This is a genomic window from Aulosira sp. FACHB-615 (assembly GCF_014698045.1).
Classification (GTDB): Bacteria; Cyanobacteriota; Cyanobacteriia; order Cyanobacteriales; family Nostocaceae; genus Nostoc_B.
Map to the genome: position 1 here is coordinate 299101 of NZ_JACJSE010000004.1, position 24108 is coordinate 323208.

Here is a 24108-nt window from a genome sequence, read left to right on the forward strand (position 1 = left end):
AATCAAGGCTTTCGCTTTTTTACTGAGTAATAAAATTACATCAATTTTTCTTGGTGCAAGATGTGAGTTAATAGTAATTGGGGATCGCCTGCAAGCTGATTGAATGCGAAACGCTAGGAAGCTATCAGGCTGTTAACACCTGCTTTGCTGCAACTTCCATCAGTTTCTCGCTGCTATCTCGTCCTTGTTTTAATTTGGCTTCTAGGGTATCGCAAAGAGACATCAGGCGATCGCACTTCTCTACAATACGTTTTTGTTCTGCAAGCGGTGGGAGAGGAATTACAAACATTCTGAGAAGATTGAGGTTTAATCCCTTGTATGCAATTCCTCTTAAATTCTGCATAGTCTTTATCTGAATAAAGGGGGATGAAATGACATCAAGTATATATAAGTTGGAAATATGATGGCTAATAGGAATCATTGCAACTTCTCTTGCAATATTGCATCCTTTGTATTCCTCTGTAGCTATAGCGCATCCTCCTAAAGTTCCTCGAATATTCATTAAAAGTTCGCCACCTTGTATAATCGTCCTACTATATTGCTCTGATAAATCTCTAGTTACACTCCTTATATTTGAATTATTGATCCTTCGATAAAGAATATCGCTACATCTTAAAGTTTTTACTCCGTCTTCTGTTGGCTCTAAACCTAGTTTGATAATTCCGTAAGTAATATCTCTAGAAGGTTCTATAAGATTGCCAAGCCTTGCAAAAATCCATCCATGAGGTAAATCAAACGGAATTTCTTCAGAGCTAATTGAAGGTAATGATTTATCTTGATCACTTTTGATTTTATTGAGTAATTCTTGTGCTGGCTCATCATTTGGATCTTGACGCACTAGTTTACCCTGCACAGCCAATTGCAAAATCGCCTGACGCAGTTTAGGAATTGTTTCAGGAACGCTGTAGAGTAGGTCAAAATTGTTGCAAATACGCTGCCAGTGTTGGCAGAAATCATCGGGATTTTGGGATGAAAGGAGTTGAGCGATCGCACTCTCATTCATCCTCAAAATGCTATCTTGCCTTTGCTGCTGGCGTTTTTCGATTTCGTCACAGATGGAAAGCAGGCGATCGCACTTCTCTACAATGCGTTTTTGTTCTGCAAGTGGTGGAACTGGGATAGGAATAGTATCCCATTTGCCTTTACTCAGAATTGGCATCGTTGTAGTAGGAGCTAGTAACAAAACTTGCTGTTGAAAATAAGGAGATTTTAAAAAGTAATATATAAGCTTTGGTAAAATTTGTTCTTTTAAAGTTATGTAATTGATTTGTTGATTACAGGAGCAATCTCTATCTACCAAACCAACTTTGCCAATAGAACCACCGATAGAAACCATTAAAACTGAATTTTTTGGTACAAGCCTGCCATTCTTAACACCTTCTTCCGATAGACCTTCTACGTTATATCTGATATCACTAAAAGATATATCTGCTGGTTTTATAAAAGAATAATCATTCCCATAAAAATCAGGATTACTGGTTGCTGGTGTTGTTCCTGTTTGTGTCTTTCCTAAATTATTTAATCTTTGCCATTGCCAATTTATATGTACATAAAACGGGTATTCATCATTTTTTAATTGAGCAATATTTTTATTACGATTTTTTTTATCTACAAATTCTTCCAATTTCAAGGGTACTTGACTATCATTAGTATTGTTAGGAACAAGCTTACCCATTACAGCTAACTGCAAAATTATTTTCTGTAAGGTTGAAACTGCCTTTGGCGCATCAGTCAACAATTCAAAATTTTCAAAAAAAGTTTCAAGCTTCATCTCGTTCCAACGCTTCCATTAATTCAAATTTCAACTTACTCCGCACATCACTCAACTCTGCCATGAGTTTTTGATGCTCTGCTAACATCTCATCTAAATCAGCGTGTTCTACATCAACTTTGTGAGGATTTTTAATATCTAGGTTGTAATTATTCGCTTTTAAATCTGCAATTGAAACCTGCCAAGCAAATTCATTCTCCTCGCGGTTATCCCACCATTCTTGCTCCGGTGCAAACTCCTCAAAGCGAATCGGCTTAGTTTTCGAGTATGATTTATATCCTGCTGGATAAGGGTGTTCATAATACCAAATCGTTTCTGTTGGTTCGCCTTTGGTGAAAAATAGCAGATTAGTTTTAATACCTGTGTAGGGATTAAATACACCATTTGGTAAGCGAACAATTGTATGCAGATTGCAATCTTGCAGCAGTTTTTCTTTAATCCGCGTCTTCACACCTTCGCCAAACAGCGTACCATCTGGCAGAACTATTGCGCCTCTACCGCCTTCTTTGAGTAAATGAGCAATCAGCACCAGAAATAAATCTGCCGTTTCTCGTGTGCGGAAAGTAGCGGGAAAATTGTCCTCAATTCCATCTTCTTCCATCCCACCAAAAGGTGGATTTGTGATAATTACATCCACTCGTTCGTGAGGACTGTAATCGCGTAATGGTCGTGCCAAAGTATTATCATGTTCTGCTGATGGCACATCAATACCATGTAAAATCAGATTCGTTACACAAAGGTTAAAAGGTAACGGCTTTTTCTCAGTACCGCGAATCGTCCGTTGCAGAATTTCTGGGACATCAGCACTTTGAAAATTTTGGCGAATGTAATCAATTGCTGCTGTTAAAAAGCCTCCTGTACCGCAAGCAGGGTCAAGGACAATTTCGCCTAATTGCGGTTTGATTCTATCTACAATAAACTTTGTCACCGCACGGGGAGTATAATATTCTCCCGCATTGCCTGCACTCTGCAAATCTTTGAGAATCTTCTCGTAAATTTCGCTGAACTGTTTTTTCTGCTCTTTTTTATTAAAGTCAACTTCGTTGAGTTTATTAATTACTTGACGGATGAGAGTACCATTTTTCATATAGTTGTAGGCATCCTCAAATACCTTACCAATCATCCGCCCACGGGCATCAGTTGCCGTAGTTCTCAGTTCTTTGAGAGTTTTAAATAAAGCATTATCGACAAAATCTAGTAAAGCATCTCCAGTGATACCTTCTGCATCTGCTGCCCAGTTACGCCAACGCAATCCTTCAGGAATCGGAGATTTATAATTATCTTCTAACAGTTCATATTCTTCTTCACGGGCATCAAAAACTTTGAGAAATATCATCCAAACTAACTGGTTAATGCGTTGCGCGTCACCATCAACGCCCGCATCCTTCCGCATGATATCTTGAATAGTCTTAATTGTAGTGCTGATTGACATAATAATAAATGAGTGCGATCGCCGAGTGGCACGATTAACCTAGAAGAGAAATCATATCTTGTTCGTACACTTGATAGTTATTCCAACCAAGAACTTGCATAACTATTTTTTGTGCAAAGTTTTCACTTGGGTGTAAGGTTAATGAATATTCATTACCAAAAGAAGCTTCTAAATTTTGAAAGCAAGTTATAGCTGCTTGTTTAGGGTTATTCTCTTCATAGTGCATTGATTGATTACGTCCTTGCCAAATTATATTTTTCAAAACCTCATTACCGATAGCCCTACCATTAGGACAACTTCCTAATCCTCTATGTACAATTGAAATACCTTGTTTAGATATCTGGAGTAACGCACCGCAAAGAGATGATACAGCAAATGATTTAGCATCTATTTCATTTTTCAACCGTTCCATTTCAGCAATTAATTGTTTTTCTTGCTCATTTAATCGCTCTGCGTGTTTCATCAATTGAACGTATTCATATTGAACTTGCGTTGGGCTGAGATCATCTGACATATCTCCCGCATAAAATCTTTCATAAGAAAGCTTTAATTCCTCATCAATTCGGCGTTTTCTTTCCTCTGCTTTTTCAAGCTCTTTTTCATCGTGAATAATTAAATCAATAATATTGCTTGTTGCATATTTTGTATCAATCAAATATTGATTCATAAAATTTACCTTCCCTAGAAACACGATTAAACTTAGCAAGAAGATATATTAACATATATCCTTTATTTAGCCCTATAATTTAAATATTATTGCTACTATTTCAAATAATATTTAGGAGTATTAAGATACTCGATATAATTCTTCTTTGAGAACCGACAAAGCTTGTAAATAAGCTTGCTTACCACCAAAAATTTTAATTATCTCTAACGGAGTGCCTAAATCGCTGATGGGTTTTACTTTCAACACATCCAAACTTTCAATATCTTCAATCCCCTCATCAGCATACTTATCCAGCAAAGCATTGAGAACTGTTCTGGCTTGTTCGCCATAGTTGCTAAAGTAATCACGCTTGCGGACATTGTTCGCTCTTTCTCTGCGTGTTAGTGGCGGTTGGTCAAAGACAACATGACAAATTAAATCTAACGGGTCAAAATCCTTACCAATTTCTTTCTCTAACGCTTCCAAAGGCACACCCAGTTCTTGTAACTCTTGGATAATAGCCTGCTTCTGCTCGCTAGAGTGCCATTTCTTCAAGAAAGCATCTAACGAGGCGTACTCCTGACTAACTGTTTTGCGAGTATAGTCCTTAATCGATTCCGTAATCAGCTTACCGTCCTTACCGTGGTACTGCTCACGAATAAAAGCAACAGACACCTCTTCGTCTGCAATTACATACTTCTCCCGCTTTTGCTTGCGGGTAATCTCACCATCAATGACTACCTCATCGTCTCCATTATCGGGCGGAACAATTGGATCAACTGGTTTGGGCTGATAAATTTGTACAGGTTCACCATCAAACTCAGGGTCAGCAAATAACTGTGTTGCTTTCTTAAAATCGATAATGGTGAAGAACATTTTGCCATAGTCTTCATCAATGCGCGTACCGCGACCAACAATTTGCTTAAATTTAGTCATAGACAGAATGCGCTGATCTAAAACAATCAACTTGCAAGTCTTAGCATCGACACCTGTCGTCAGCAACTCAGAGGTAGTAACAATCGTGGGATATTTACTTTCGGGGTCGATGAAATTATCTAATTCTGCCTTACCCTGAGCATCATCCCCAGTAATTCGCATAATGTAGCGGCTATTCTCTGCTACCAAATCAGTATTTTCATTCACCAACGCCACCCGCATCCGTTCTGCGTGTTCCGTCGTCTCACAAAAAACGATAGTTTTGGCAAAGCGATCGCTTGATTTGAGATAATCAGAAATAATCCGGGCGACTAACTCGGTACGCTTCTCTAAAACCAGAGTTCTATCAAAATCTCGCTGATTAAATATTTGGTCAGGAATTTCTTTACCATATTTATCTCTTTGTCCTGGCTTCGGTTTCCAGCCACTCAAATCTGTATCAAAGTCAATGCGAATAACTTTATAGGGAGCTAAAAAGCCATCTTCAATCCCTTGTTTGAGCGAATAGGTAAAAATTGAATCGCCAAAATAAAGACTATTAGAAACTTCTTCTGTTTCCCTTGGGGTAGCAGTCAAACCAATCTGCGTTGCACTGCTAAAATATGCCAAAATATCTCGCCATGCAGAATCCTCAGATGCGCTTCCCCGATGGCACTCATCTATAATAATTAAGTCAAAAAAACCTGGTGAAAACTGCCGATAAATGTTTTTCGCCTCTTCATTTCCCGTTACCGCCTGATACAGACATAGATAAATCTCGTAAGATGTATCTATCTGTCGCTGCTTAATTTTGGTCATTTTTGAGCCAAAGGGTTTAAAGTCATTGACTCTAGTTTGATCAACCAAAATGTTGCGGTCTGCCAAGAACAGGATACGCTTTTTCGCCCCTGACTTCCACAACCGCCAGATAATCTGAAAAGCTGTAAAAGTCTTACCCGTACCCGTTGCCATAACTAACAAAATGCGGTTTTCTCCTTTAGCGATCGCTTCAATTGTGCGATTAATGGCAATCTGTTGATAATAGCGTGGCTGTTTTTTATCAGGACTGGGGTAGTAATCTTGTGAAACAATTGGCTGAATGTCCGAGTTAATCCCCTTCCAATCACAGTATTTTTGCCAAAGTTCCTGCGGTGTCGGAAACTGATGAAGGGGAATTTCCCGTTCTCGCTGTCCTTCGCTAATCGTGCGATCGCACATCATAAAAGCGTCGCCATTCGAGCTAAAGATGAATGGTACATCAATTAATTCACCAGTTGCGATCGCCTGTTGCATTCCCGCGCTAACAGAGTGATTATTATCTTTAGCCTCAATCACAGCCAGTGGTACACCTGGTTTGTGATACAGCACATAATCAGCGCGTTTCTGCTCACCTCGACTAGCAAGCTTACCCCTCACAATCACCCTACCCTTTGTCAGCGTCACTTCCTCTCGAATCTGAGTGTTGATATTCCAACCGCGATTAACTAAAGCAGGTGTAATGTACTTTGTACAGATATCACGTTCACTCAAAGATTTCTTGTCTATCGCTTCTGACATAAAGAAGTTCGGCTTTCGGTTTAGAGGAGGCGCAGTATAATTCTAGACTTAATTCTTGCTTGCTGTTAAGTATGAGTCTAGTATTTTGCTATCTAGGAACCAGAAAACCTATTATTCAACATCAAACTAGCTACTAAAGCTTTTGAGATTGTTTGCGTTGGCGTAGCCCGCCACAGGCATCGCACTGCTTTCTACACACATCGTGACTCATAATATCTATAAAATAGTCACGATTCGTGAGTGATTGTGCAGTTAAGAATAAATCGGGTAATAGACAGCAATCCCCAGACAACTCAATATAGAATCGATGCGCTCAGTGACTTGCCTTTGGAGCCTTTGGAATATTGCCAACGATGGGTTGAGATGTCCTCGGAGGAACGGGGATACAGGAAAGCCTGTATTGCTGCTCTAGCTGAAGCAACCGGGCTAAGTGAGAGGACTATAGGAAATTGGGGTCAAAACTTTGAGAGGCGACCAAACTATGTAGTGCATATACTACGTATGGCAGATATGCTTAACCAAATTAGAAAAATAGTCTTACCTCCTGATTATCCTCAAAAATAATTTGGTCGTGATTCGTGACTAAAATACTTGTACTGTGAGCAGATATTTTCTAATTTGGGTTCAGCAAGCACAGGATTTATAGGAGTAAAAGTTTAGCTTACTGCCATTTCCAATACTCCCTGCCTCTGCCAGCTTAATCTGACTCATCAAGACCGAAGATGCAGACTGGGAGAAACTCCCATCAAAATAATCATCCAATTGATCTACTCCGTCAGTTGCCCCTTGAACCGACTGAGTATTGTCGCCGTTGGGTAAATCAGGAACCAGGCCGCAATTATCGTAAAGCCTGCATCAATGCGATCGCGCAAGTTACAGGTACTAGCCCAAAAACCGTTAAAGACTGGGGAACGGACTTTCGTCGGCGACCTAAATATATTACTCGCATATTACGGCAAGCAGACCTGATCAACCAATTTAGACAGCTTGTTGCACAAGGAATTGTGACTTTACCTCCAGACTTTCCTCAAGAATAAACAAAAGCGATCGCGACTCACGACCAACTGCCCCAAAAACCCCTTGTTTTCACTACAAGGGTAATCTTAGGCTGGCCTAAAGACCTACCTACTTTCGTGAACAGTCGCATCTTTCTTGATGGCAAAAATGACAGAACATCAAATGAACTCCATCTCTACCTTTGACATCACCAAGTATTTTCTCCTTGATGTCATGAAAGACATTAAAACTGGACGCATCCAACTGCCAGATTTTCAACGGGATTGGGTTTGGGATGATACTCATGTGCGTCGTCTATTAGCCAGCATATCTTTGGCTTATCCTATTGGCGCAGTCATGATGCTTCAGCAAGGTCATCAACACCGACAATTTAAACCACGTCTTGTTGATGGAGTGTTAACACCACCAAATCATCTGCCAAACTTGTTAATTCTTGATGGACAGCAACGCCTGACAACTGCATTTATGGTGCTACTGTCTGAACAACCAGTCATCATCAAAGACCAAAAAAACCAGAAAACTATCAAAAAGTGGTACTACCTGGATATTGAAAAATGCCTCGATCCAGAATGCGATCGCCTTAATGCAATTATTGCCTTACCTGAATCCAGAATTACGCGCACCTTCACAGGGGGATTGGTTGACTGCTCTACTCCTGAAAAAGAATATAAAGCCCTCTTGTTTCCCTTATCTAAAGTGTTCTTTTTTTCTGAGTGGAGAAGTAAATTTTCTAAATATTGGCAATACGATGCCCAAAAACTGGAACTAATTGACACTTTAGAACTGGAAGTTCTCAAGAAATTTGAGCATTATCAAATACCTGTGATCCAACTACGTGACTCCTTACCAAAAGAAGCAGTTTGCCAAGTCTTTGAAGATACAAACACTTCTGGCTGTGACCTCAATTACTTCGATTTAATGAGTTCCAGCTATTGCACTGCTGACTTCAGTTTGAGAGATGATTGGAAACAGCGCGAAAATCGCTTCCAATCTTTAAAAGTATTGCGTAAGCTCCGCAGCACTGATTTTGTACAAGCAGTTACGTTAATAGCTAGTTATGCCAAGAGGATGGAAGCTATTAAAAAAGGCGGGAACATCGATAAATTACCAGGTGTTGCTTGCGATCGCGCTGAAGTTCTCAAACTCACCAAAGAAGAATATCAAAAATGGGCTGATCCAATTTCTAGGGGTTTTGAAGAATCTGCTCGTTTCCTTCATAGTCAAAAAATCTTTGATGCAGATGATTTAGCCTATCCCATTCAATTAGTCATCCTCAGTGCCATTTTTACTGTTTTGGGAGAGCGTTCCCGTTCTTCTCATATACGTTCTATGCTAGAACGCTGGTTATGGTGTGGGATGTTTGGTGAAGTATATACACGTTGGTATGAGGCACGAGCCGGGCGAGACGTGATAGAAGTACCAGATTGGTTATCAGGTGGCTCACTGCCGCTTACTATTGTGCAAGCAGATTTTTCTTTTGATAGGTTGATTAGCGTTAGAAAACGTTACGGTGCAGTATATCAAGGTTTAGCGGCTTTACTAAGACGTGAGGGGGCAATTGATTGGTGTACTGGGGAAGAAATCAATGATGTGATTTATTTTGAAGAACAGATAGATTCGCACCATATCTTCCCTGTGGGATGGTGTCGCAAAAAAGGCATTGAACCCAAAAAATATAACTGCTTGATTAACCGTACACCTTTAAGTGCCAAAACAAATAAAAAGATTGGTAGTAAAGCACCTTCAGTTTATTTAGAAGAGTTTGAAAATACTGGAACATCAGCTAGAAGACTAGATGAAATATTGCGATCGCACGCTATCTCTCCAACAACTTTGCGCCGAGATGATTTTGAAGCTTTCTTTCATCTGCGGGCAAACAATTTGCTGACCCTAATTGGAAAGGCAATGGGCAAAAGTTTAAGTTTTGAATCCTTTCAGGATTTTGTCGAAGAGAATCATCACGGGAATGGCAGAGAGTATAAGCTTCATCCCGAAGCTCTCAAGAACTATTAAGCTATCAGCATCAAAATCGCTGACTTGGTTAAATAGAGGAGTTTGTGACAGCAAACATAAATCTAGCTTTATGCTACGTGGCAAACACATAACTTAGTATTCAAAGCCAAACTAGCTACTAAAGCTTTTAAGATTTTCTCTTAATTGTTGATGAATGAGATCGCTCCAAAAAGGAATTACAGTTTGTCCCTGGCAAAGTGCTTCTAGTGCCACTTGCTTATCAAACTCCGCTAATTGCAAAGGTTGTTCAGGCGATCTCGTGGGTAATAACATGAGCCGCTTCATCTTTTCTTCTGGGACAGACTCATCAAATAACCAAGGTTCCCGTTCGCGTAGTGTTACCAATGCTGCATGGCAAACCTCAAAATTTAAACCAATTGACAATAATTGCTCCATTACTGTTAATGCCAGTAAGTCAGCTTTAGAGTAGTAAACATTACGACCTTTGCCACTACTGTTAACCGTAGGTACTATCACTCCCTTCTCTCGCCAATACTGCAACTGGCGGCGAGAGCAATGAGTAATTTCTGATGCTTGTGTGCTTGTGTAGAACTTGTCTTCCATAAGATACATCCTATAGAAGCATCTCTTAAAACACATTATATTTTTATATAACACAATGTGTTTTTGTGATATTTTATTTTTATGAGCCAAATCACTATTCAAAGTCGCCTAATTGCTAGTGAATCTACCCGTCAACAACTCTGGAAGTTGATGGCAGAATTAAACACACCTTTAATTAACGAACTGCTTCAACAGCTTAGTGAACATCCAGATTTTGAGAAGTGGCGAAAAAATGGCAAACTGCCCTCAACCGTTGTTAACCAACTTTGCCAATCCTTGAAAACTGACCCTCGTTTTGTCGGACAGCCAAGCCGTTTGTATTTATCTGCAATTCATGTTGTGGATTACATTTACAAATCTTGGTTAGCCATTCAAAAACGCCTACAGCAGCAGCTTGACGGCAAAATACGCTGGCTAGAAATACTCAACAGCGATGCTGAATTAGTAGAAATTAGTGGTTGCAGCTTAGAGGCTATTCGTACTAAAGCTGCTGAAATTTTGGCAATAGCTACGTCAGAATCTGAGCCTAATCCTCCTGTAGCTAAAAGAGGAAAGGCAAAGAAATCAAAAAAGTTATCTGCTTCAAATCCTGACAGGAGTTTATCTCATAAATTATTTGATGCTTACCAAGAAACTGACGATATACTCAGCCGTAGTGCCATTAGCTATCTGCTGAAAAATGGCTGCAAACTCAATAATAAAGAAGAAGACCCAGAAAAATTTGCCAAACGCCGCCGTAAATTAGAAATCCAAATTCAAAGACTCACAGAAAAACTAACCAGTCGAATTCCTAAAGGTCGGGACTTAACCAATGCTAAATGGTTAGAAACACTCTTCACTGCTACAAAAACTGTTCCAGAAGACAATGCCGAAGCTAAACGCTGGCAAGATATTTTGTTAACTCAGTCAAGTTCTCTGCCATTTCCCTTGATTTTTGAAACGAACGAAGACCTTGTTTGGTCAATAAACAAAAAAGGTAGGCTGTGTGTTCACTTCAACGGCTTGAGTGATTTAACTTTTGAAGTGTACTGCGATCGCCGCCAATTACATTGGTTTAAAAGGTTCTTAGAAGACCAACAGACGAAACGCCAAAGCAGACATCAACATTCTAGCGGTTTGTTCACTCTCAGAAATGGTCGTTTAGCTTGGCAAGAAGGTGAAGGTAAAGGTGAACCTTGGCAAATTAACCGATTGACCCTTTATTGCTGTGTAGACAATCGCCTGTGGAGTGCTGAAGGAACAGAACAAGTTCGCCAAGAGAAAGCACACGAGATTACCAAATTCATCACCAAGATGAAAGAAAAGACAGACCTGAGTATTACTCAGCAAGCTTTTATTCAGCGTAAACAATCTACACTAACTCGCATAAATAATTCCTTCGAGCGTCCTAGTAAACCCCTGTACCAAGGTCAATCACACATATTGGTTGGAGTAAGCTTGGGGTTAGAAAAACCTGCAACTATAGCCGTAGTCGATGCGATCGCAAACAAAGTTTTGGCTTACCATAGCATCAGGCAATTACTAGGGGACAATTATGACTTGCTAAATCGTCAGCGACGACAACAGCGATCGCTATCCCATGAACGCCATAAAGCACAAAAAAGTTTTTCTCCTAATCAGTTCGGGACATCTGAGTTAGGGCAGTATGTGGACAGATTGTTGGCTAAAGAAATTGTAGCGATCGCGCAAACTTACAAAGCTGGCAGTATTGTCTTGCCTAAGTTAGGTGATATGCGAGAGATTATCCAATGTGAAATTCAAGCTCTAGCTGAAACAAAATGTCCTGGCTCCGTAGAAATCCAGCAAAAATACGCCAAACAATATCGAGTCAATGTCCATTCATGGAGCTATGGCAGATTAATTCAGAGTATTCAGAGTAAAGCTGCTCAGACAGGAATTGTGGTTGAGGAAGGTCAACAACCTGTTCGTGGCAGCCCCCAGGATAAAGCAAAAGAATTAGCCCTCTGTGCTTATAATCTCCGCCTAGCTAGGCGAAGTTGACAAATATCTGAACCTTGACAATAAAATAATCAATAGCGCCGCAGTTCATGCTGCTTGCAGCCTCTAAACTGTGTTAAATGAGGGTTAGTTTGACTGTAGCAATACAGTCTTGCTTTCTGACCCTGGTAGCTGCTCACCCTGATGCTGCTATCTTCGGATAGGATAGGTGCGCTCCCAGCAATAAGGGCGCGGATGTACTGCTGTAGTGGCTACCCAATCACCCCCGATCAAGGGGGAACCCTCCCCAATTCTTTATTTGAAGGGCTTTGAATTAGGGCAAAATTTTGAAGAGTTCCGCGCAAGTTCCAAATTGCTTGTCCAGTCTGAATTTCATCGTTTTTTCCCAGAACATGATTTTTGAGACTGAGGCTCAAATAGAAAATTGGGAAACATCCGCGCTAGAGGCATCTGGAAACTTTGCCCTACAATGTTTTGGAGCTAGGTTGGTGACAACAACCCTTCTAGTACAGGGTGGGTTGAAAGGCTCATACACTAAAGACTTTTGCTGCTGTGAAAACTTGGGTGTGACAACAACCCTTCTAGTACAGGGTGGGTTGAAAGTTAAAATTCTTTTCAATATCCTTAGCAGCAGCGATGTGACAACAACCCTTCTAGTACAGGGTGGGTTGAAAGTCCGTGGATGGCGATCGCCTAGCTGTAGATGAAGAGTGACAACAACCCTTCTAGTACAGGGTGGGTTGAAAGTTTTTTGACCCTACCCATAGAATTACCCATGTTGCCGATAGTGACAACAACCCTTCTAGTACAGGGTGGGTTGAAAGTGTAAGTAAGTGCGAGATTCCTGGATGGGATATTGTGTGACAACAACCCTTCTAGTACAGGGTGGGTTGAAAGGGTAGAGGCGAATATTTTGTACTTTGATAAATACGTGACAACAACCCTTCTAGTACAGGGTGGGTTGAAAGGTATTCGACATTGTAGACTGGCCTAGCAATTGGCGTGACAACAACCCTTCTAGTACAGGGTGGGTTGAAAGTAGAAAAAAGCCAGTAATTATTGAAGCTATGCAATTGTGACAACAACCCTTCTAGTACAGGGTGGGTTGAAAGAGAGTATCAGGTAATTCAACCAGAAGATACTCCTGTGACAACAACCCTTCTAGTACAAGGTGGGTTGAAAGCGATAATCGTATTCTCTCCCATACATCACAGTGGTCAAGAGACAATAACTCTAATAGCACAGGATAGGTTAAAAGATTGACTTGTAATTGAGAGATTGCCAATTTAAATCGAGGGTTGAAAGATAGGAGTTCGATTCTCTTACTATATATTTTTTTGCAAAATCAAGTTTACAAAGCTTATTTGAGCAGTTACTTTAAGAAGTATGCTAATGAAAAGCATATTAAGGCTGACAATAATTTGTCACTAGTTCCCTACAACCGGGATTGAGCCTAAGAAGACAAGAATTTGTCACCAACGACAATAATGTGTCACCGATGACAAATAATAAGTCACTGTACATTTGCTAAAGGTAACAAAATAGTTTTAATAATGGGCAGGAGGAGAATCGAACTCCTATGACCGCAAGGTCGCCACATTTTGAGTGTGGTGCGTCTACCAGTTTCGCCACCCGCCCTTGGGTGCAACTTTCCTAATATAGCATATCCATCAACTTCTCTGCAAGTAATTTTGCGGGTTAGTGTTTGAAAGTGACTAAACTAGGGTCAATATCTTGTATGGATGTGCAGCCACTCAGAGCCATCGCTACACTTAATTCATCTTGTAGCAGGGAGATGATATGGGATACGCCAACTTGTCCTGCGACAGCTAATCCCCAGAGTACGGGGCGACCGATTAGAACAGCTTTTGCGCCTAAAGCCAAGGCTTTGAGGATGTCTGTACCACGACGAATCCCGCCATCTACTAGCACTTCGGCTTGATTATCTACAGCAGCAACTATTTCAGCCAGTGCATCTAAAGAGGCGATCGCACCATCGAGTTGTCTGCCACCATGATTAGAAACTACAATTGCTTTGGCTCCATGCTCAACTGCTCGCATCGCATCATCAGCGCGTAAAATACCTTTGAGTACCAAAGGTAGTGGCGATAAGGACTGCAACCATTCCAAGTCATGCCAGGTTACAGCCGGGTTTAATTGCTGGGCAAAATAAGTAAACAATCCAGATTCTGCTGATTCTTGGGGAATATTCAACCCGGAAATATTGGTAATATTCGCCAATTGCAATCCAGGGGGTAAGCTAAAGGTGTTCCGCACATCTCGCTCTCGTCGTCCCAAAATTGGCGCATCCACAGTTACACACAGGGCTTGATAACCTGCGGCGTAAGCTCTTTCTACTAAATTCCGCGTTAAGGCTCGGTCTTTATGGATATACAGTTGGAACCATTGCAAGGCATTATGTTTGTAACCTACCGCCGCCACTTCTTCTAAGCTTTTGGTAGCCATTGTACTCAAGACCATACCCACACCTGCGGTAGCTGCGGCTAAGGTTGTGGCTAGTTCTCCCTGGGGATGGGCTAGACACTGAAACGCCATCGGTGCAATTAATATGGGTAGTTGTAAAGGCTTTCCTAAAATAGCGGTGCTTAAATTGCGATCGCTCACATCTACCAACATCCGAGGACGCAATTTTATGCGTTCAAAAGCAGTGCGGTTATCTCGTAGTGTAATTTCATCCCAAGCACCACTACTGTAATAATCAAAAGCCATCTGCGAGAGATGCTGTTTGGCTAACTGTTCATATTCCCAGAGGTTAATGGGTAAAGAGACATCTGTCATGATGACGAAAAATCAAAGGTTTGGGAGAGGATTGTTTGAAAAGGGTGTAAGGGTGTGAGGGTGTTTGAGAACGGTGTGAGGGTGTACTTCTCTGCGAGACGCTCCGCGAACGGCTGCGCTCAGTAACCGGGGGGTTTAGGTGAGCAAAACCCATACACTCCTATACCCAGTCTCAACAGACAATCTTTGTAAACCCAACCCATACACCCATACACCCAGCCTCAACAGACAATCTTGGTGCGCCTTACCCATCCCTACACCCATTCTTGACAGACCAACTTTGTATGTAAGTCCTGAATTAATTACTTCCCACCGTAGAAAAAGGCGATTTCTTTTTCCTTTAAGGGCGCAAAACCAGCATCGATGAGTTTTTGGTCAAGTTCTGGTTGGGGGATATGTTTTGCACCGATTCGCACAATCCGCGATCGCATGGTATTAGAAACGCCACTACGCTGTCTATTTGCTTCTAAGGCCATGACTTGATGATAAAGGTCTAGCTTGGCACTAGGAATGGGACTTCCATCAAAATCTATCCCTTTAGCGATCGCTTCATCAATCGCATCTGCACCCTTGGTTGTGGAATTTACTTGATTAGTTTCAGCAGTCATGGCTATTTGCTCTTTCTTTGCTCTGGGTAGATTTTACCAGGACTGATGCACAAAGATTATCTGTTGAGGCTGGGGGTGGGGAGTGTGGGAGGTGTGGGGAGTGTGGGGGGTGTGGGAGGTTTGGGAATTTAGTCAAGTAACCAATCATCTGCATGGGTAATCATCTTGACTAACCCACTAAGGACTTGATTGTAAGGAGCGTAGAGTTCTCTTCCTTGTTCAACGGTAAGATATTGACATTTCACAGCAAACTTTAACCAAACTTGAATTTCTGCTGCCTCTGCTTCACAATCATTGAGTTTAGCGACAAAAGCGGCTTTATATCGCCGGTTTCTCCAAGCCTCTGCCATATTTGCACAGACAGAGCGAGAGGAGCGACGAATTTGGTCAGTATGATGAAGAAGTTTTTTCTCATGATTCCATATTCTCACAGTGAGACAATAAAAATGAGATCGCCCTTCTTTGGTAAAGTACAACAAGCGATCGCCCATGCTCACCAAACAGTAAAATTACTCTCAAATTTTGTACATTTAATTAATTCGCGCCCGTAACCAAGCCTGTAAATCAGCTACGCCTGTAAAATCGAGCCATGCTTCACCCAAATCTTCCAACATTTGCAATGGCAAACCCGCAACCATAGAACGCGTCTCTTGGGTAAGTTCTCCAAACCGCTTGGTTAATTGTCTGATAATAATATTCGCTGTCGCTTCTCGTGTTTGTTCTCGTCCTTCCTCTCGTCCTTCCTCTCGTCCTTCCTCTCGTCCTTGCTCTCGTGCTTCTTCTTGAACTTCTTCTTTAATTTCCTGATAAACTCTCGTTTTCTTCAGTGTGATGTCTAACATTGACTCCACCTCTCTTAGACTCAGTTGCTCAAACCGATATGTCATGATTGTCGTGATGATTTCAATTATGGCACGACTTGTTAATGAAGAAGCTTCTTGACGACTTCTTGCTAATAAATACCTAGCTTCTGTGGGGGCTTGTTCTTCTTCTAGGGTAGTTAATACCATTACCGCTACCCACAAAGGTAAAGAACGAATTTCTCCCAACTCATCCAAATATACTCGATGTACTTGGTTGCCGTTGAGTAATGTTCTGTGAGGATGAGTATCACTCTGTTCAATACTACGTGATGGATAAATTATCACTGCTTGCCAATCACTAAATCTGTCACGGTTGCGGTAAAAATACAGCGAAGATTCTGCAAATACTCTTTCATAAAGCTTTTCATCTTTTTGAAACTGCACCTCACAGAAATAGACAATACCCGGACTGGCATTTTCTGGTGGTAAGAATACTCCATCAATTTCAAACTTAGGTTCTTTGACAGCTACTGAGTCAAATTTATATTCACCTGCATTTGCTGGAGGATTTGTTAAGAGTTCAAATAATAAAGTAGGAGATTGTTGGAATAATTTGTAAAAAATCGAATCTCGGCGCATGAAGGGTTGCTGTGGGAATATATGACTTGATGATAAAGGTCTAGCTTGGCACTAGGAATGGGCGTTCCATCAAAATCTATCCCTTTAGCGATCGCTTGGTCAATGGCATCTGCACCTGTAGTTGGGGAATTTGCTTGATTAGTTTCAGCAGTTATGGCTATTTGCTCTTTCTTTGCTCTGGGTAGATTTTACCAGGACTAGACCCTTGGCATTTTGAGAAATTTTGGATTAACCTCGAACCATCGGTATAGGAATAGGTGAGGCTATGTCTGAGGCTCACATCTCTCAAAACAACGATCGCACCCTCGAAAAAGCACTAACTAACAGGATTATTGATGACTATTTTGATAATTCCGAAAGTTGGCTGAGAGCGATTTTGCGTATGTGTATATTCTCTTTAGCTCACTTGAACAAAAAACCAGTATTTATTGTGGAATGCCCCAATCAAGCTGTAGCTAAACGTTTAAGTCGCAAAACATATCCATTCCGGGGGCTAGTATACTATTTAACCGATAATTTATACAGTGGCGATCGCACTTTGTTTTGTTATCAGGATACCAAGGACGGTACTTGGCATTGTTTTGATACTAGTACCAATTCCTGGAGAAATTTGCATAACTTGCGATCGCGCAATTGAAGTCTGAAGTCTTCTACCTTGTCTACCTTGTCTACCTTGTCTACCTTGTCCCCTTTCCCTAGTCAATGGTCACTAGAGAACGAATGACCATTGACAAAGGACTCGAAGCAGCAGATCAGCCAGTATTTCGCATTCCCGCAGCAATACCATTAATGGTTAACAGTGCGCCCCGGAGTAATTCGCCTTTGCTGTAACGGGAGTGAATCACACCAGAGGTAGCTGTAGTATTTTTGGCTTGGCGCAGGCGTTTGAGTAATGAAACCTGGATGAACCCTAGCGGTACAATTGTCCCATTACGTAATTGTACTGAACGCTGCAATACCGGATCACCATCTAACAGTCGAGTGTGACCAGTGATTTTCAGGACGAAATCTTTTGTGAGATAGTATTCACTGGCGATTTGCTCAAAGACTACCTCGAAGCGTTCTTTGTCTTCTGGGTTGGATAATTCCTGGACGTAGTGTCGCGCCATTTGGATATCGACTTTCGCCAGTGTCATTTCTGCTTTGGAAATAACCATTTTGAAGAACGGCCACTTCATATAAAAGTAGCGGAGTAATTTCAGGTGTTCTTCTGGTTCTTCATTCAAAAATTCTTGCAAAGCTGTTCCAACACCATACCAAGAAGGTAGTAAAACTCTGGTTTGTGTCCAGCTAAATACCCAAGGAATCGCCCGTAAACTGCTTAAATCTTTCTTTCCTGAAGGACGACGTGCGGGGCGAGAACTGATTTGCAGTTGGCTAATTTCTTCAATGGGGGTGACTTGGTTGAAAAAGTCAATGAAATCTGGTTGTTCGTAGATTAAAGCACGATAATGTTGCCGCGATCGCGCTGCTAGTTCTTCCATAATGTCGTTCCAAGGTTCAATATCATCAAACCCTGTCCGCAGCAAACTGGCTTGAATTACCGCAGTGGTGACGGTTTCTAAGTTGTATAACGCCAAGTCCACCAAGGAATATTTAGAAGCTAAGACTTCCCCTTGTTCGGTAATTTTAATTCGCCCGTTAATACTGTGGCCTGGCTGTGCCAAAATCGCCTCGTAAGCAGGGCCGCCACCTCTACCCACAGAACCGCCGCGACCGTGGAAAATTCTTAAATCAACACCATATTCTTCGGCGATTTTCTGCAATGATTTTTGGGCTTTGTGAATTTCCCAGTTGCTACTTAAGAAGCCAGAGTCTTTGTTACTGTCGGAATATCCCAACATGACTTCTTGTAAGTCGGGTGTAATTGTGGAATGGGGATTTGCTTCAGCATCAGAAAGTCTTTGCTGAATATTTTCGTAGCCGCCAGCCAATAAAGCCCGATACGAGGGAAGTTCAAACAGCTGACGCATAATGCTGCGGGAACGCTGTAAGTCTTCTACGGTTTCAAATAACGGTACAACTTGAATTGTGCCAACAGCAATGGCTGGGTCAAATAATCTTGCTTCTTTGGCTAAGAGTAAAACTTCTAGTACGTCGCTGACTTGACGGCACATACTAATAATGTAAGTTTGGCAAATGTTAACACCAAACTCTTGTTGCAGCGTTCGCAAAATTCGGAAGGTTTCAATGATATCGTTGGTTTTTTCGGAAAATGGCAACTCCGCCGGAATTAAGGGGCGGCGGGTTTGCAATTCGGAAGTTAACCAAGCCACGCGCTGTTCTTCTGAGAGGTCGTTGTATGCTTGGGGTAAAACTTGCAGATAGTCCAAAATTTCATTTAGCGCATCCGAATGGCGGGTTGATTCTTGGCGGATATCTAACTGTGTCAAGTTAAAGTCAAAGATTTCGACTTGACAAATCAAATTATCCAGTTCTCGGCAACTTAAGCCCGTTTCGCTCAAATTACGTTGAATTAGTCGTAATTCTGCCAAGAAATCTGCCCCAGAACGATACATTGGTGCATCTTCGTTGCTGGGCGTTTCCCGTTTATATAATGCTAAATTGCGATCGCGGGTATTTTCTAACCGTCTCAATACATAAGACAACTTCAACCGATAAGGTTCTTGGCGATAACGCAACGCTAAAGCATCATATATATCACTTAACTGGGACTGATCTAATTCCAGCGATTCGAGTAAATCTGGTAAAACATCACTCCAGTGCATCGAGATGCTTAATAATTCAATCAGCTTTTTGACTGACTGAATATAGCGTTCCAGCACCATTTTGCGCTGATAGCAAGCTGTTTTCCAGGTAATTTCCGGTGTCACTGAGGGGTTCCCATCTCTATCGGAACCTACCCAAGAACCAAAGGAACAAAAGTTTTTCCGGGGCGGTTCTAACCAATCAAAGGTTTTACCCAAAGCATATTTAAACCGTTTATGCAGTTGGGGAATACCATCAAATAAGACTTCTTGGAAGTAGTGCAGGGCGTAATCTACTTCATCTAACACTGTGGGTTTAAATTGGTGGAGTTCATCGGTACGCCACCAGAGGCGAATTTCTTCTAGTAGCTTTTCGCGTAACTCCCCTGACTCCCAAGGATACGCACCAACACGATTTTCCACTGCGTCCATTTGTTGCAGGAGATTGACAACTTGTCTTTGTTTATCGCGGATGGTGTGACGGACAATTTCTGTGGGGTGGGCGGTGAACACCAAGCGCACATCTAACTGGGAAATTAAACGCTGAATTTGTTGGGGTGGGACATTCAAATCATACAAATAAGGAAACAGCGTGGCAAAAGTGCCTTTTTGTTTATTTTGCATTTTGCCCACCCAGCTTTTAGCCAACAAATCTGAACCGATACCTTTGTTGACAAAGGCATCATCTTCTTTATCGTTGGAGGAATAGGTACTTTCTGACATGGTGTCAGAAGTGGTGGTAATTTGATCGTCTATTTCGGAGTAGCGGGTAAGTTGCTGCTTCTGCTCATATTCTTGCTCAATAATGTTAATTAGCTGAAAATAAAGCGCAAAAGCCCTTGCTGCCCGAATGGCTTCATTAATATTCAGTTGTTCAATCAGTTTAACGGCGGCGGATGCTTGGTCGTTGGTGGCTTGTCCTTCTGGCGAACACAAATCGCGCAACTGCCCCAACAAATCTACCATTTTCTGTCCGCATTCTTGCCGCAAGACGTTCTCCCATAATTCTTCAACGATTTGGAGACGACGACGTAAAAACAATTCTGATGCAGGGTAATAATTCGCAGCGTGTGACACAGAGTATAAAAGCGAACTCATATTTGCTTCTCTTGTAAAGCCAATTACTGTTTACATTTTTGAACTTTGTGATTTACGCTCATTGTTTTCTATGAGCGATTTATTTTTTAAAGTATAAGTTTTAGCTTTTATTGGTTAATTCATTGTGACTGGGAAAGGGAAGAATCGGTAAGCGATCGCCGCGAAACAATTCTTCACTTGCTTGCCCGATAGATTCTAGGGCTTTGAGTGTGAACTTTTCGCTTGTCAGCAGCAGTAGTATAGACGCTGTACCTATTTCGAGGATAAAAGATTGGGGAATGCTAAACAAAACCAGATTTAGTCCGGGGTTGGGTGAAGATTGGGAGGTGATAGGAGGCATTGCTAATTTTTGGTGGTTGGCGAACGAGGAAAATGAAACGCAAAACTCAAAATCTGTATGACTTGCAACGATATAAGACTATCTTGGCCTATTTTGCAAGCACAGAAGGTAACAAAAGTGTTAAAAAAAAACAGCAAAATGTGATAGACATTATGGTTCTAGTTTACAAGTGCAGGCAATACCCCCGAATACTCGCTTCCTGTAAAGTTAACTGCCCATGAAAAAACTATTAGTAGATAGCCAGCAAATATTAGTGCAATGGGTAAGCCAAGCAACAGGGATTAACACTTTAGGGGTGAAAGTCCGGTTGCGGGGAAATGACCTACACATTCTTTGTGAAGCGATAGAGTGTCCTCTACGCTGGCGCACTCTTGCTGATTTGCTTCACGCACTCCAGCAAACAGATTTAGATGTCTTAACCAATAACGAACAACCCTCAATATACCAAGTATTGGTTTATGGGCGAAAAAAGGGCGAAAATCGCCCCGAATGGTGTCATCGGGTACATCTAAATCAATTAGACAAGCATTTAGAACAGGTAGAACAAGCCCTCAAAGACGCGGAAGCATCACAGCCGGGTGGGTCGCTAATTATATCAAATGAGAGTTTAGCCCGTCGCGGCGACCCGAATGCGATCGCTCATTATCTCAGTGAAACTCTCAGTTCTTTGGGTGTGGGAGTTCAAGTCAAAATTAAGCCACACCAACCCAAAGACAAAACCCAAGCCCCCACAAATCGTCTCTGGGTTTTTTGTCAATCTGTCTATAGTCCAGATTCTTCCTTATTAGCCGAAACCATTGCCCAAAAACTGCGACTATTAAAGTTGACGGGCTATCAAGATGCAGTCATTACCGCCCAAGTCAGTGGTGAAACAAATAATGATTGGGTACTGCGGGTAGATTTAACGCCCCCAGAAGTAATGCTGAAAGAATGGGCGCGTTGGGGAGATATACAAGCGATCGCTCGGCTGTTAACAGAAGTATTATTAGAATTTAAAGTTACCGTCCAAGCATCTCTCAAAGAATCAACTTTACACCTTTTCTGCTCCCCTGCGTTTGATCCGCTAGAAGATGCACCTGCACCCGATAAAACTCAATGTCTGGATATCATCGTATCGCACCTAGAAGCGATCGCACCTCAAGGCATTCTTGGCGCGACGATATACGGTCAAAAAACTGCCCAAAAGCAACCAGCTTGGATTGATTGGATTTCCCTACCTGCGGCACAACATCCAGCCTTGGCGACTTCCGCTTTAGAGTTAGCCACTAGGGGCGATGAACCAGCCACGCATTTCTTATTAGAACGCTTACTCAATACCGATTTAGAATGGCGCTTGAAAACAGGCGGGATACGTGTCCTTTTACTTCACAAAGGCGACTTGCTGCACATTATGTGTGATGCGCCTGTCTGTCCCAACCGCAAACAAGTCGCCAATAAAGTTACCCAGTTTGTCCGGCAGTTAAAGTTACCTGGAATCACTGGGGTGAGGGTTTACGGTCGTCGGGCTGGTAATAAAGAACCAGTTTGGCATCATGGCGCAGATTTTGTCCAACGCCAACGTTTAGTACCCGAAGCCACCCCAGAGTTTGCCGCCACCTCGGAATATGTGGGTGAATTGATAGTTAAAGACGGTCAAGAACCGATTTTTCGCCCTGATTTAACTTCCGAAGAAGTTCAAAATTTTGTTACAGAAGTCGCGCGAGATTGGGTTGTCAGCACCAGCACGGCAATTAAAAATTTCCTCTTAGGTACACAAATATTTACTGAATCTGGTCAGTCAAGCGCCGCCGACCCCGATTTACAAGGCGGACTGAAAGTGGCTTTGGTTTGGGGAACATTAGGATTATTGCTGACACTGCAAACCGATTGGATTAGCGGTCAAATTGTGGCGCGGACAGTACCTCCACCACAGGCTAGTGTAGCGGCTGCCCATGCCGAACCAAAGCCCCCACGCAAACCCAAACATCAAGAAAAAATCGAATTATTGAATAATTCCTCTGGGCAGAAATTATCAGGGTCGAAAAATTCTGGCTTCAACGCTTCTGGGTTTACTGTGAATGAAGATGATCCAGAGGCGACAGATTTAACAGCCGCACCATTAAAAGAAAAAGCCACAGCATCGGCAATTTTATTAGCAGCGCGATCGCAAATGCCCAGTTTTAATGCGCGGCAATTAGACGAACAACTAGCTTTATACCGCCAACAATTAAATATTAAAGGCAGTCCCCCAGATATTTTAATTATTGGTTCTTCGCGGGCTTTGCGCGGTGTTGACCCGGCGGCATTAGCCAAAGGTTTAGCCAAACAAGGATACCCAAATATTGAGGTGTTCAACTTTGGGGTGAATGGTGCAACAGCCCAAGTTGTCGATTTTATTATTCGTCAAGTCCTGGAGGTATCAGAATTACCCAAAGTGATTCTGTGGGCTGATGGTTCTCGCGCTTTTAACAGTGGTCGAGACGATATTACCTTTAATGCGATCGCGGCTTCCCCCGGTTATCAAAAAATCCTGGAAAAAGCCCAGAATACTGACGCTAATGAAGAAGCTGCTAACAATCCAGCAAAATCACCAGACAAGCAAAAAACCACAAAAAAACCAGATGAAATTACTAGCTATCAAGCGATTAATAATGGGTTAAATCAAATTCTAGGGGCTTTTTCCAGTACCTATCAAAATCGTAACCAGCTTAAATCTCTGTTACATCAACAACTGGATAGTTTGCCATTAATTAGCGATCGCAATTCCAAAGACAATCAATCAACAGAATCGGTTACTGAAAGTTCAGATGATGAAACTTCACTGCAATCAGTTGATTTTGATGGCTTCTTACCTTTATCTGTGCGTTTCAACCCAGCGCGATACTATCAAAAACATCCCAGAGTCACAGGTAATTATGACAATGACTACAAATCATTTCAGATCGAAGGCAATCAAGATGCCGCCTTTCAAGAAGTTTTGAAGTTTACGCAGGCGCAGCAAATTCCTCTCGTATTTATTAATATGCCTCTTACCGCCGAATATTTAGATCCAATTCGCAAGAAATACGAGCAAGAATTTCAACAATATATGATTCGGTTAGCCACAAATCCTAATTTTATTTATCGGGATTTTAGCCAACTTTGGCCCAGGAAAAATGACTATTTCTCTGACCCCAGCCATCTGAATCGCTTTGGTGCTTATGAAGTCTCGAAAAAATTAGCGATCGACCCGGTGATTTCTTGGCCTACAAAGTAAGTGC

17 protein-coding genes, 1 tRNA gene, 1 pseudogene and 1 CRISPR repeat array are annotated in these 24108 nt (G+C 41.7%); of the genes and pseudogenes, 6 read left to right on the forward strand and 13 right to left on the reverse strand.

The genetic code is table 11. From position 1 onward, the window contains the following. Nucleotides 1-124 precede the first annotated feature (124 nt). From H6G77_RS08520 to hsdR, 4 genes are all read right to left on the reverse strand, one after another. A complete protein-coding gene (locus H6G77_RS08520) occupies nucleotides 125-1771 on the reverse strand; it encodes a restriction endonuclease subunit S (protein WP_190871328.1) in 1647 nt (548 codons plus the stop codon). Then, nucleotides 1761-3203, reverse strand: coding sequence for a class I SAM-dependent DNA methyltransferase (locus H6G77_RS08525; protein ID WP_190871329.1), 1443 nt, complete (start codon nucleotides 3201-3203; stop codon nucleotides 1761-1763). Before H6G77_RS08525 ends, H6G77_RS08520 begins: the two co-directional genes overlap by 11 nt. Before the next feature lie 34 nt (nucleotides 3204-3237). After that, a complete protein-coding gene (locus tag H6G77_RS08530; protein ID WP_190871330.1) occupies nucleotides 3238-3870 on the reverse strand; it encodes a hypothetical protein in 633 nt (210 codons plus the stop codon). A 120-nt stretch (nucleotides 3871-3990) separates the two neighbouring features. Continuing rightward, on the reverse strand, nucleotides 3991-6321 hold the full coding sequence (hsdR, locus tag H6G77_RS08535; RefSeq protein ID WP_190871331.1) for an EcoAI/FtnUII family type I restriction enzme subunit R: 2331 nt from the start codon (nucleotides 6319-6321) through the stop codon (nucleotides 3991-3993). Between the two features lie 246 nt (nucleotides 6322-6567). Here hsdR and H6G77_RS08540 point away from each other — a divergent pair, with 246 nt between their 5' ends. From H6G77_RS08540 to H6G77_RS08550, 3 genes are all read left to right on the forward strand, one after another. Beyond that, nucleotides 6568-6885, forward strand: a complete 318-nt coding sequence (locus tag H6G77_RS08540) for a hypothetical protein (protein ID WP_190871332.1) — start codon at nucleotides 6568-6570, stop codon at nucleotides 6883-6885. 158 nt (nucleotides 6886-7043) lie between these two features. After that, nucleotides 7044-7358: a hypothetical protein gene (locus H6G77_RS08545; RefSeq protein ID WP_190871333.1), complete on the forward strand. Its 315-nt coding sequence runs from the start codon at nucleotides 7044-7046 to the stop codon at nucleotides 7356-7358. 142 nt (nucleotides 7359-7500) lie between these two features. Then, complete coding sequence (locus H6G77_RS08550) at nucleotides 7501-9351, forward strand: DUF262 domain-containing protein (protein WP_242049166.1); 1851 nt, start codon at nucleotides 7501-7503, stop codon at nucleotides 9349-9351. Between the two features lie 111 nt (nucleotides 9352-9462). Here H6G77_RS08550 and H6G77_RS08555 read toward each other — a convergent pair whose 3' ends face one another. Then, entirely contained in the window at nucleotides 9463-9915 is a 453-nt protein-coding gene (locus tag H6G77_RS08555) for a MerR family transcriptional regulator (RefSeq protein ID WP_190871335.1), read from the reverse strand. An 81-nt stretch (nucleotides 9916-9996) separates the two neighbouring features. Between H6G77_RS08555 and cas12k the strand changes: the two genes are divergently transcribed. After that, a complete protein-coding gene (gene cas12k, locus H6G77_RS08560) occupies nucleotides 9997-11916 on the forward strand; it encodes a type V CRISPR-associated protein Cas12k (RefSeq protein WP_190871336.1) in 1920 nt (639 codons plus the stop codon). 446 nt (nucleotides 11917-12362) lie between these two features. Further along, a CRISPR array of direct repeats spans nucleotides 12363-13132; the repeat unit is 37 nt; unit sequence GTGACAACAACCCTTCTAGTACAGGGTGGGTTGAAAG. Between the two features lie 296 nt (nucleotides 13133-13428). On the opposite strand, the gene H6G77_RS08565 is transcribed toward cas12k, so the two are convergent. The 6 genes and pseudogenes from H6G77_RS08565 to H6G77_RS35640 form a co-directional block, all read right to left on the reverse strand. Next, nucleotides 13429-13512, reverse strand: a tRNA-Leu gene (locus tag H6G77_RS08565). A gap of 60 nt (nucleotides 13513-13572) precedes the next feature. Next, nucleotides 13573-14673: an alpha-hydroxy acid oxidase gene (locus tag H6G77_RS08570; RefSeq protein WP_190594668.1), complete on the reverse strand. Its 1101-nt coding sequence runs from the start codon at nucleotides 14671-14673 to the stop codon at nucleotides 13573-13575. A gap of 302 nt (nucleotides 14674-14975) precedes the next feature. Then, complete coding sequence (locus H6G77_RS08575; RefSeq protein WP_190676343.1) at nucleotides 14976-15281, reverse strand: DUF4090 family protein; 306 nt, start codon at nucleotides 15279-15281, stop codon at nucleotides 14976-14978. Between the two features lie 128 nt (nucleotides 15282-15409). Further along, nucleotides 15410-15781 carry a four helix bundle protein gene (locus H6G77_RS08580; protein ID WP_242049167.1) on the reverse strand — a complete coding sequence of 124 codons (372 nt, stop codon included), beginning with the start codon at nucleotides 15779-15781 and terminating at the stop codon, nucleotides 15410-15412. Between the two features lie 30 nt (nucleotides 15782-15811). After that, nucleotides 15812-16723 carry an Rpn family recombination-promoting nuclease/putative transposase gene (locus tag H6G77_RS08585; protein ID WP_190594666.1) on the reverse strand — a complete coding sequence of 304 codons (912 nt, stop codon included), beginning with the start codon at nucleotides 16721-16723 and terminating at the stop codon, nucleotides 15812-15814. 5 nt (nucleotides 16724-16728) lie between these two features. Further along, a pseudogene (locus H6G77_RS35640) lies at nucleotides 16729-16878 on the reverse strand (DUF4090 family protein); the annotation flags it as partial. A 110-nt stretch (nucleotides 16879-16988) separates the two neighbouring features. Here H6G77_RS35640 and H6G77_RS08595 point away from each other — a divergent pair. Beyond that, nucleotides 16989-17360, forward strand: coding sequence for a hypothetical protein (locus H6G77_RS08595; protein ID WP_190594665.1), 372 nt, complete (start codon nucleotides 16989-16991; stop codon nucleotides 17358-17360). A gap of 115 nt (nucleotides 17361-17475) precedes the next feature. Here H6G77_RS08595 and ppc read toward each other — a convergent pair whose 3' ends face one another. Next, nucleotides 17476-20529, reverse strand: coding sequence for a phosphoenolpyruvate carboxylase (gene ppc / locus H6G77_RS08600; RefSeq protein ID WP_190594664.1), 3054 nt, complete (start codon nucleotides 20527-20529; stop codon nucleotides 17476-17478). A gap of 100 nt (nucleotides 20530-20629) precedes the next feature. After that, a complete protein-coding gene (locus H6G77_RS08605) occupies nucleotides 20630-20869 on the reverse strand; it encodes a hypothetical protein (protein ID WP_190594663.1) in 240 nt (79 codons plus the stop codon). Nucleotides 20870-21086: 217 nt separating this feature from the next. On the opposite strand from H6G77_RS08605, the gene H6G77_RS08610 reads away from it, so the two are divergent. Then, the gene (locus H6G77_RS08610; protein ID WP_190871337.1) at nucleotides 21087-24104 is read left to right on the forward strand and encodes a DUF1574 family protein; all 3018 of its coding nucleotides are present in this window, start codon (nucleotides 21087-21089) and stop codon (nucleotides 24102-24104) included. The last annotated feature ends 4 nt before the right edge of the window (nucleotides 24105-24108 follow it).

Excerpts from the sequence above, each read along its gene's own strand:
- H6G77_RS08520 (WP_190871328.1), bottom strand. The coding sequence starts at position 1,771 with ATGAAGCTTGAAACTTTTTTTGAAAATTTTGAATTGTTGACTGATGCG.
- H6G77_RS08525 (WP_190871329.1), bottom strand. The coding sequence starts at position 3,203 with ATGTCAATCAGCACTACAATTAAGACTATTCAAGATATCATGCGGAAG.
- H6G77_RS08530 (WP_190871330.1), bottom strand. The coding sequence starts at position 3,870 with ATGAATCAATATTTGATTGATACAAAATATGCAACAAGCAATATTATT.
- hsdR (WP_190871331.1), bottom strand. The coding sequence starts at position 6,321 with ATGTCAGAAGCGATAGACAAGAAATCTTTGAGTGAACGTGATATCTGT.
- H6G77_RS08545 (WP_190871333.1), top strand. The coding sequence starts at position 7,044 with ATGCAGACTGGGAGAAACTCCCATCAAAATAATCATCCAATTGATCTA.
- H6G77_RS08550 (WP_242049166.1), top strand. The coding sequence starts at position 7,501 with ATGAACTCCATCTCTACCTTTGACATCACCAAGTATTTTCTCCTTGAT.
- H6G77_RS08555 (WP_190871335.1), bottom strand. The coding sequence starts at position 9,915 with ATGGAAGACAAGTTCTACACAAGCACACAAGCATCAGAAATTACTCAT.
- cas12k (WP_190871336.1), top strand. The coding sequence starts at position 9,997 with ATGAGCCAAATCACTATTCAAAGTCGCCTAATTGCTAGTGAATCTACC.
- H6G77_RS08570 (WP_190594668.1), bottom strand. The coding sequence starts at position 14,673 with ATGACAGATGTCTCTTTACCCATTAACCTCTGGGAATATGAACAGTTA.
- H6G77_RS08575 (WP_190676343.1), bottom strand. The coding sequence starts at position 15,281 with ATGACTGCTGAAACTAATCAAGTAAATTCCACAACCAAGGGTGCAGAT.
- H6G77_RS08585 (WP_190594666.1), bottom strand. The coding sequence starts at position 16,723 with ATGCGCCGAGATTCGATTTTTTACAAATTATTCCAACAATCTCCTACT.
- H6G77_RS08595 (WP_190594665.1), top strand. The coding sequence starts at position 16,989 with ATGTCTGAGGCTCACATCTCTCAAAACAACGATCGCACCCTCGAAAAA.
- ppc (WP_190594664.1), bottom strand. The coding sequence starts at position 20,529 with ATGAGTTCGCTTTTATACTCTGTGTCACACGCTGCGAATTATTACCCT.
- H6G77_RS08605 (WP_190594663.1), bottom strand. The coding sequence starts at position 20,869 with ATGCCTCCTATCACCTCCCAATCTTCACCCAACCCCGGACTAAATCTG.
- H6G77_RS08610 (WP_190871337.1), top strand. The coding sequence starts at position 21,087 with ATGAAAAAACTATTAGTAGATAGCCAGCAAATATTAGTGCAATGGGTA.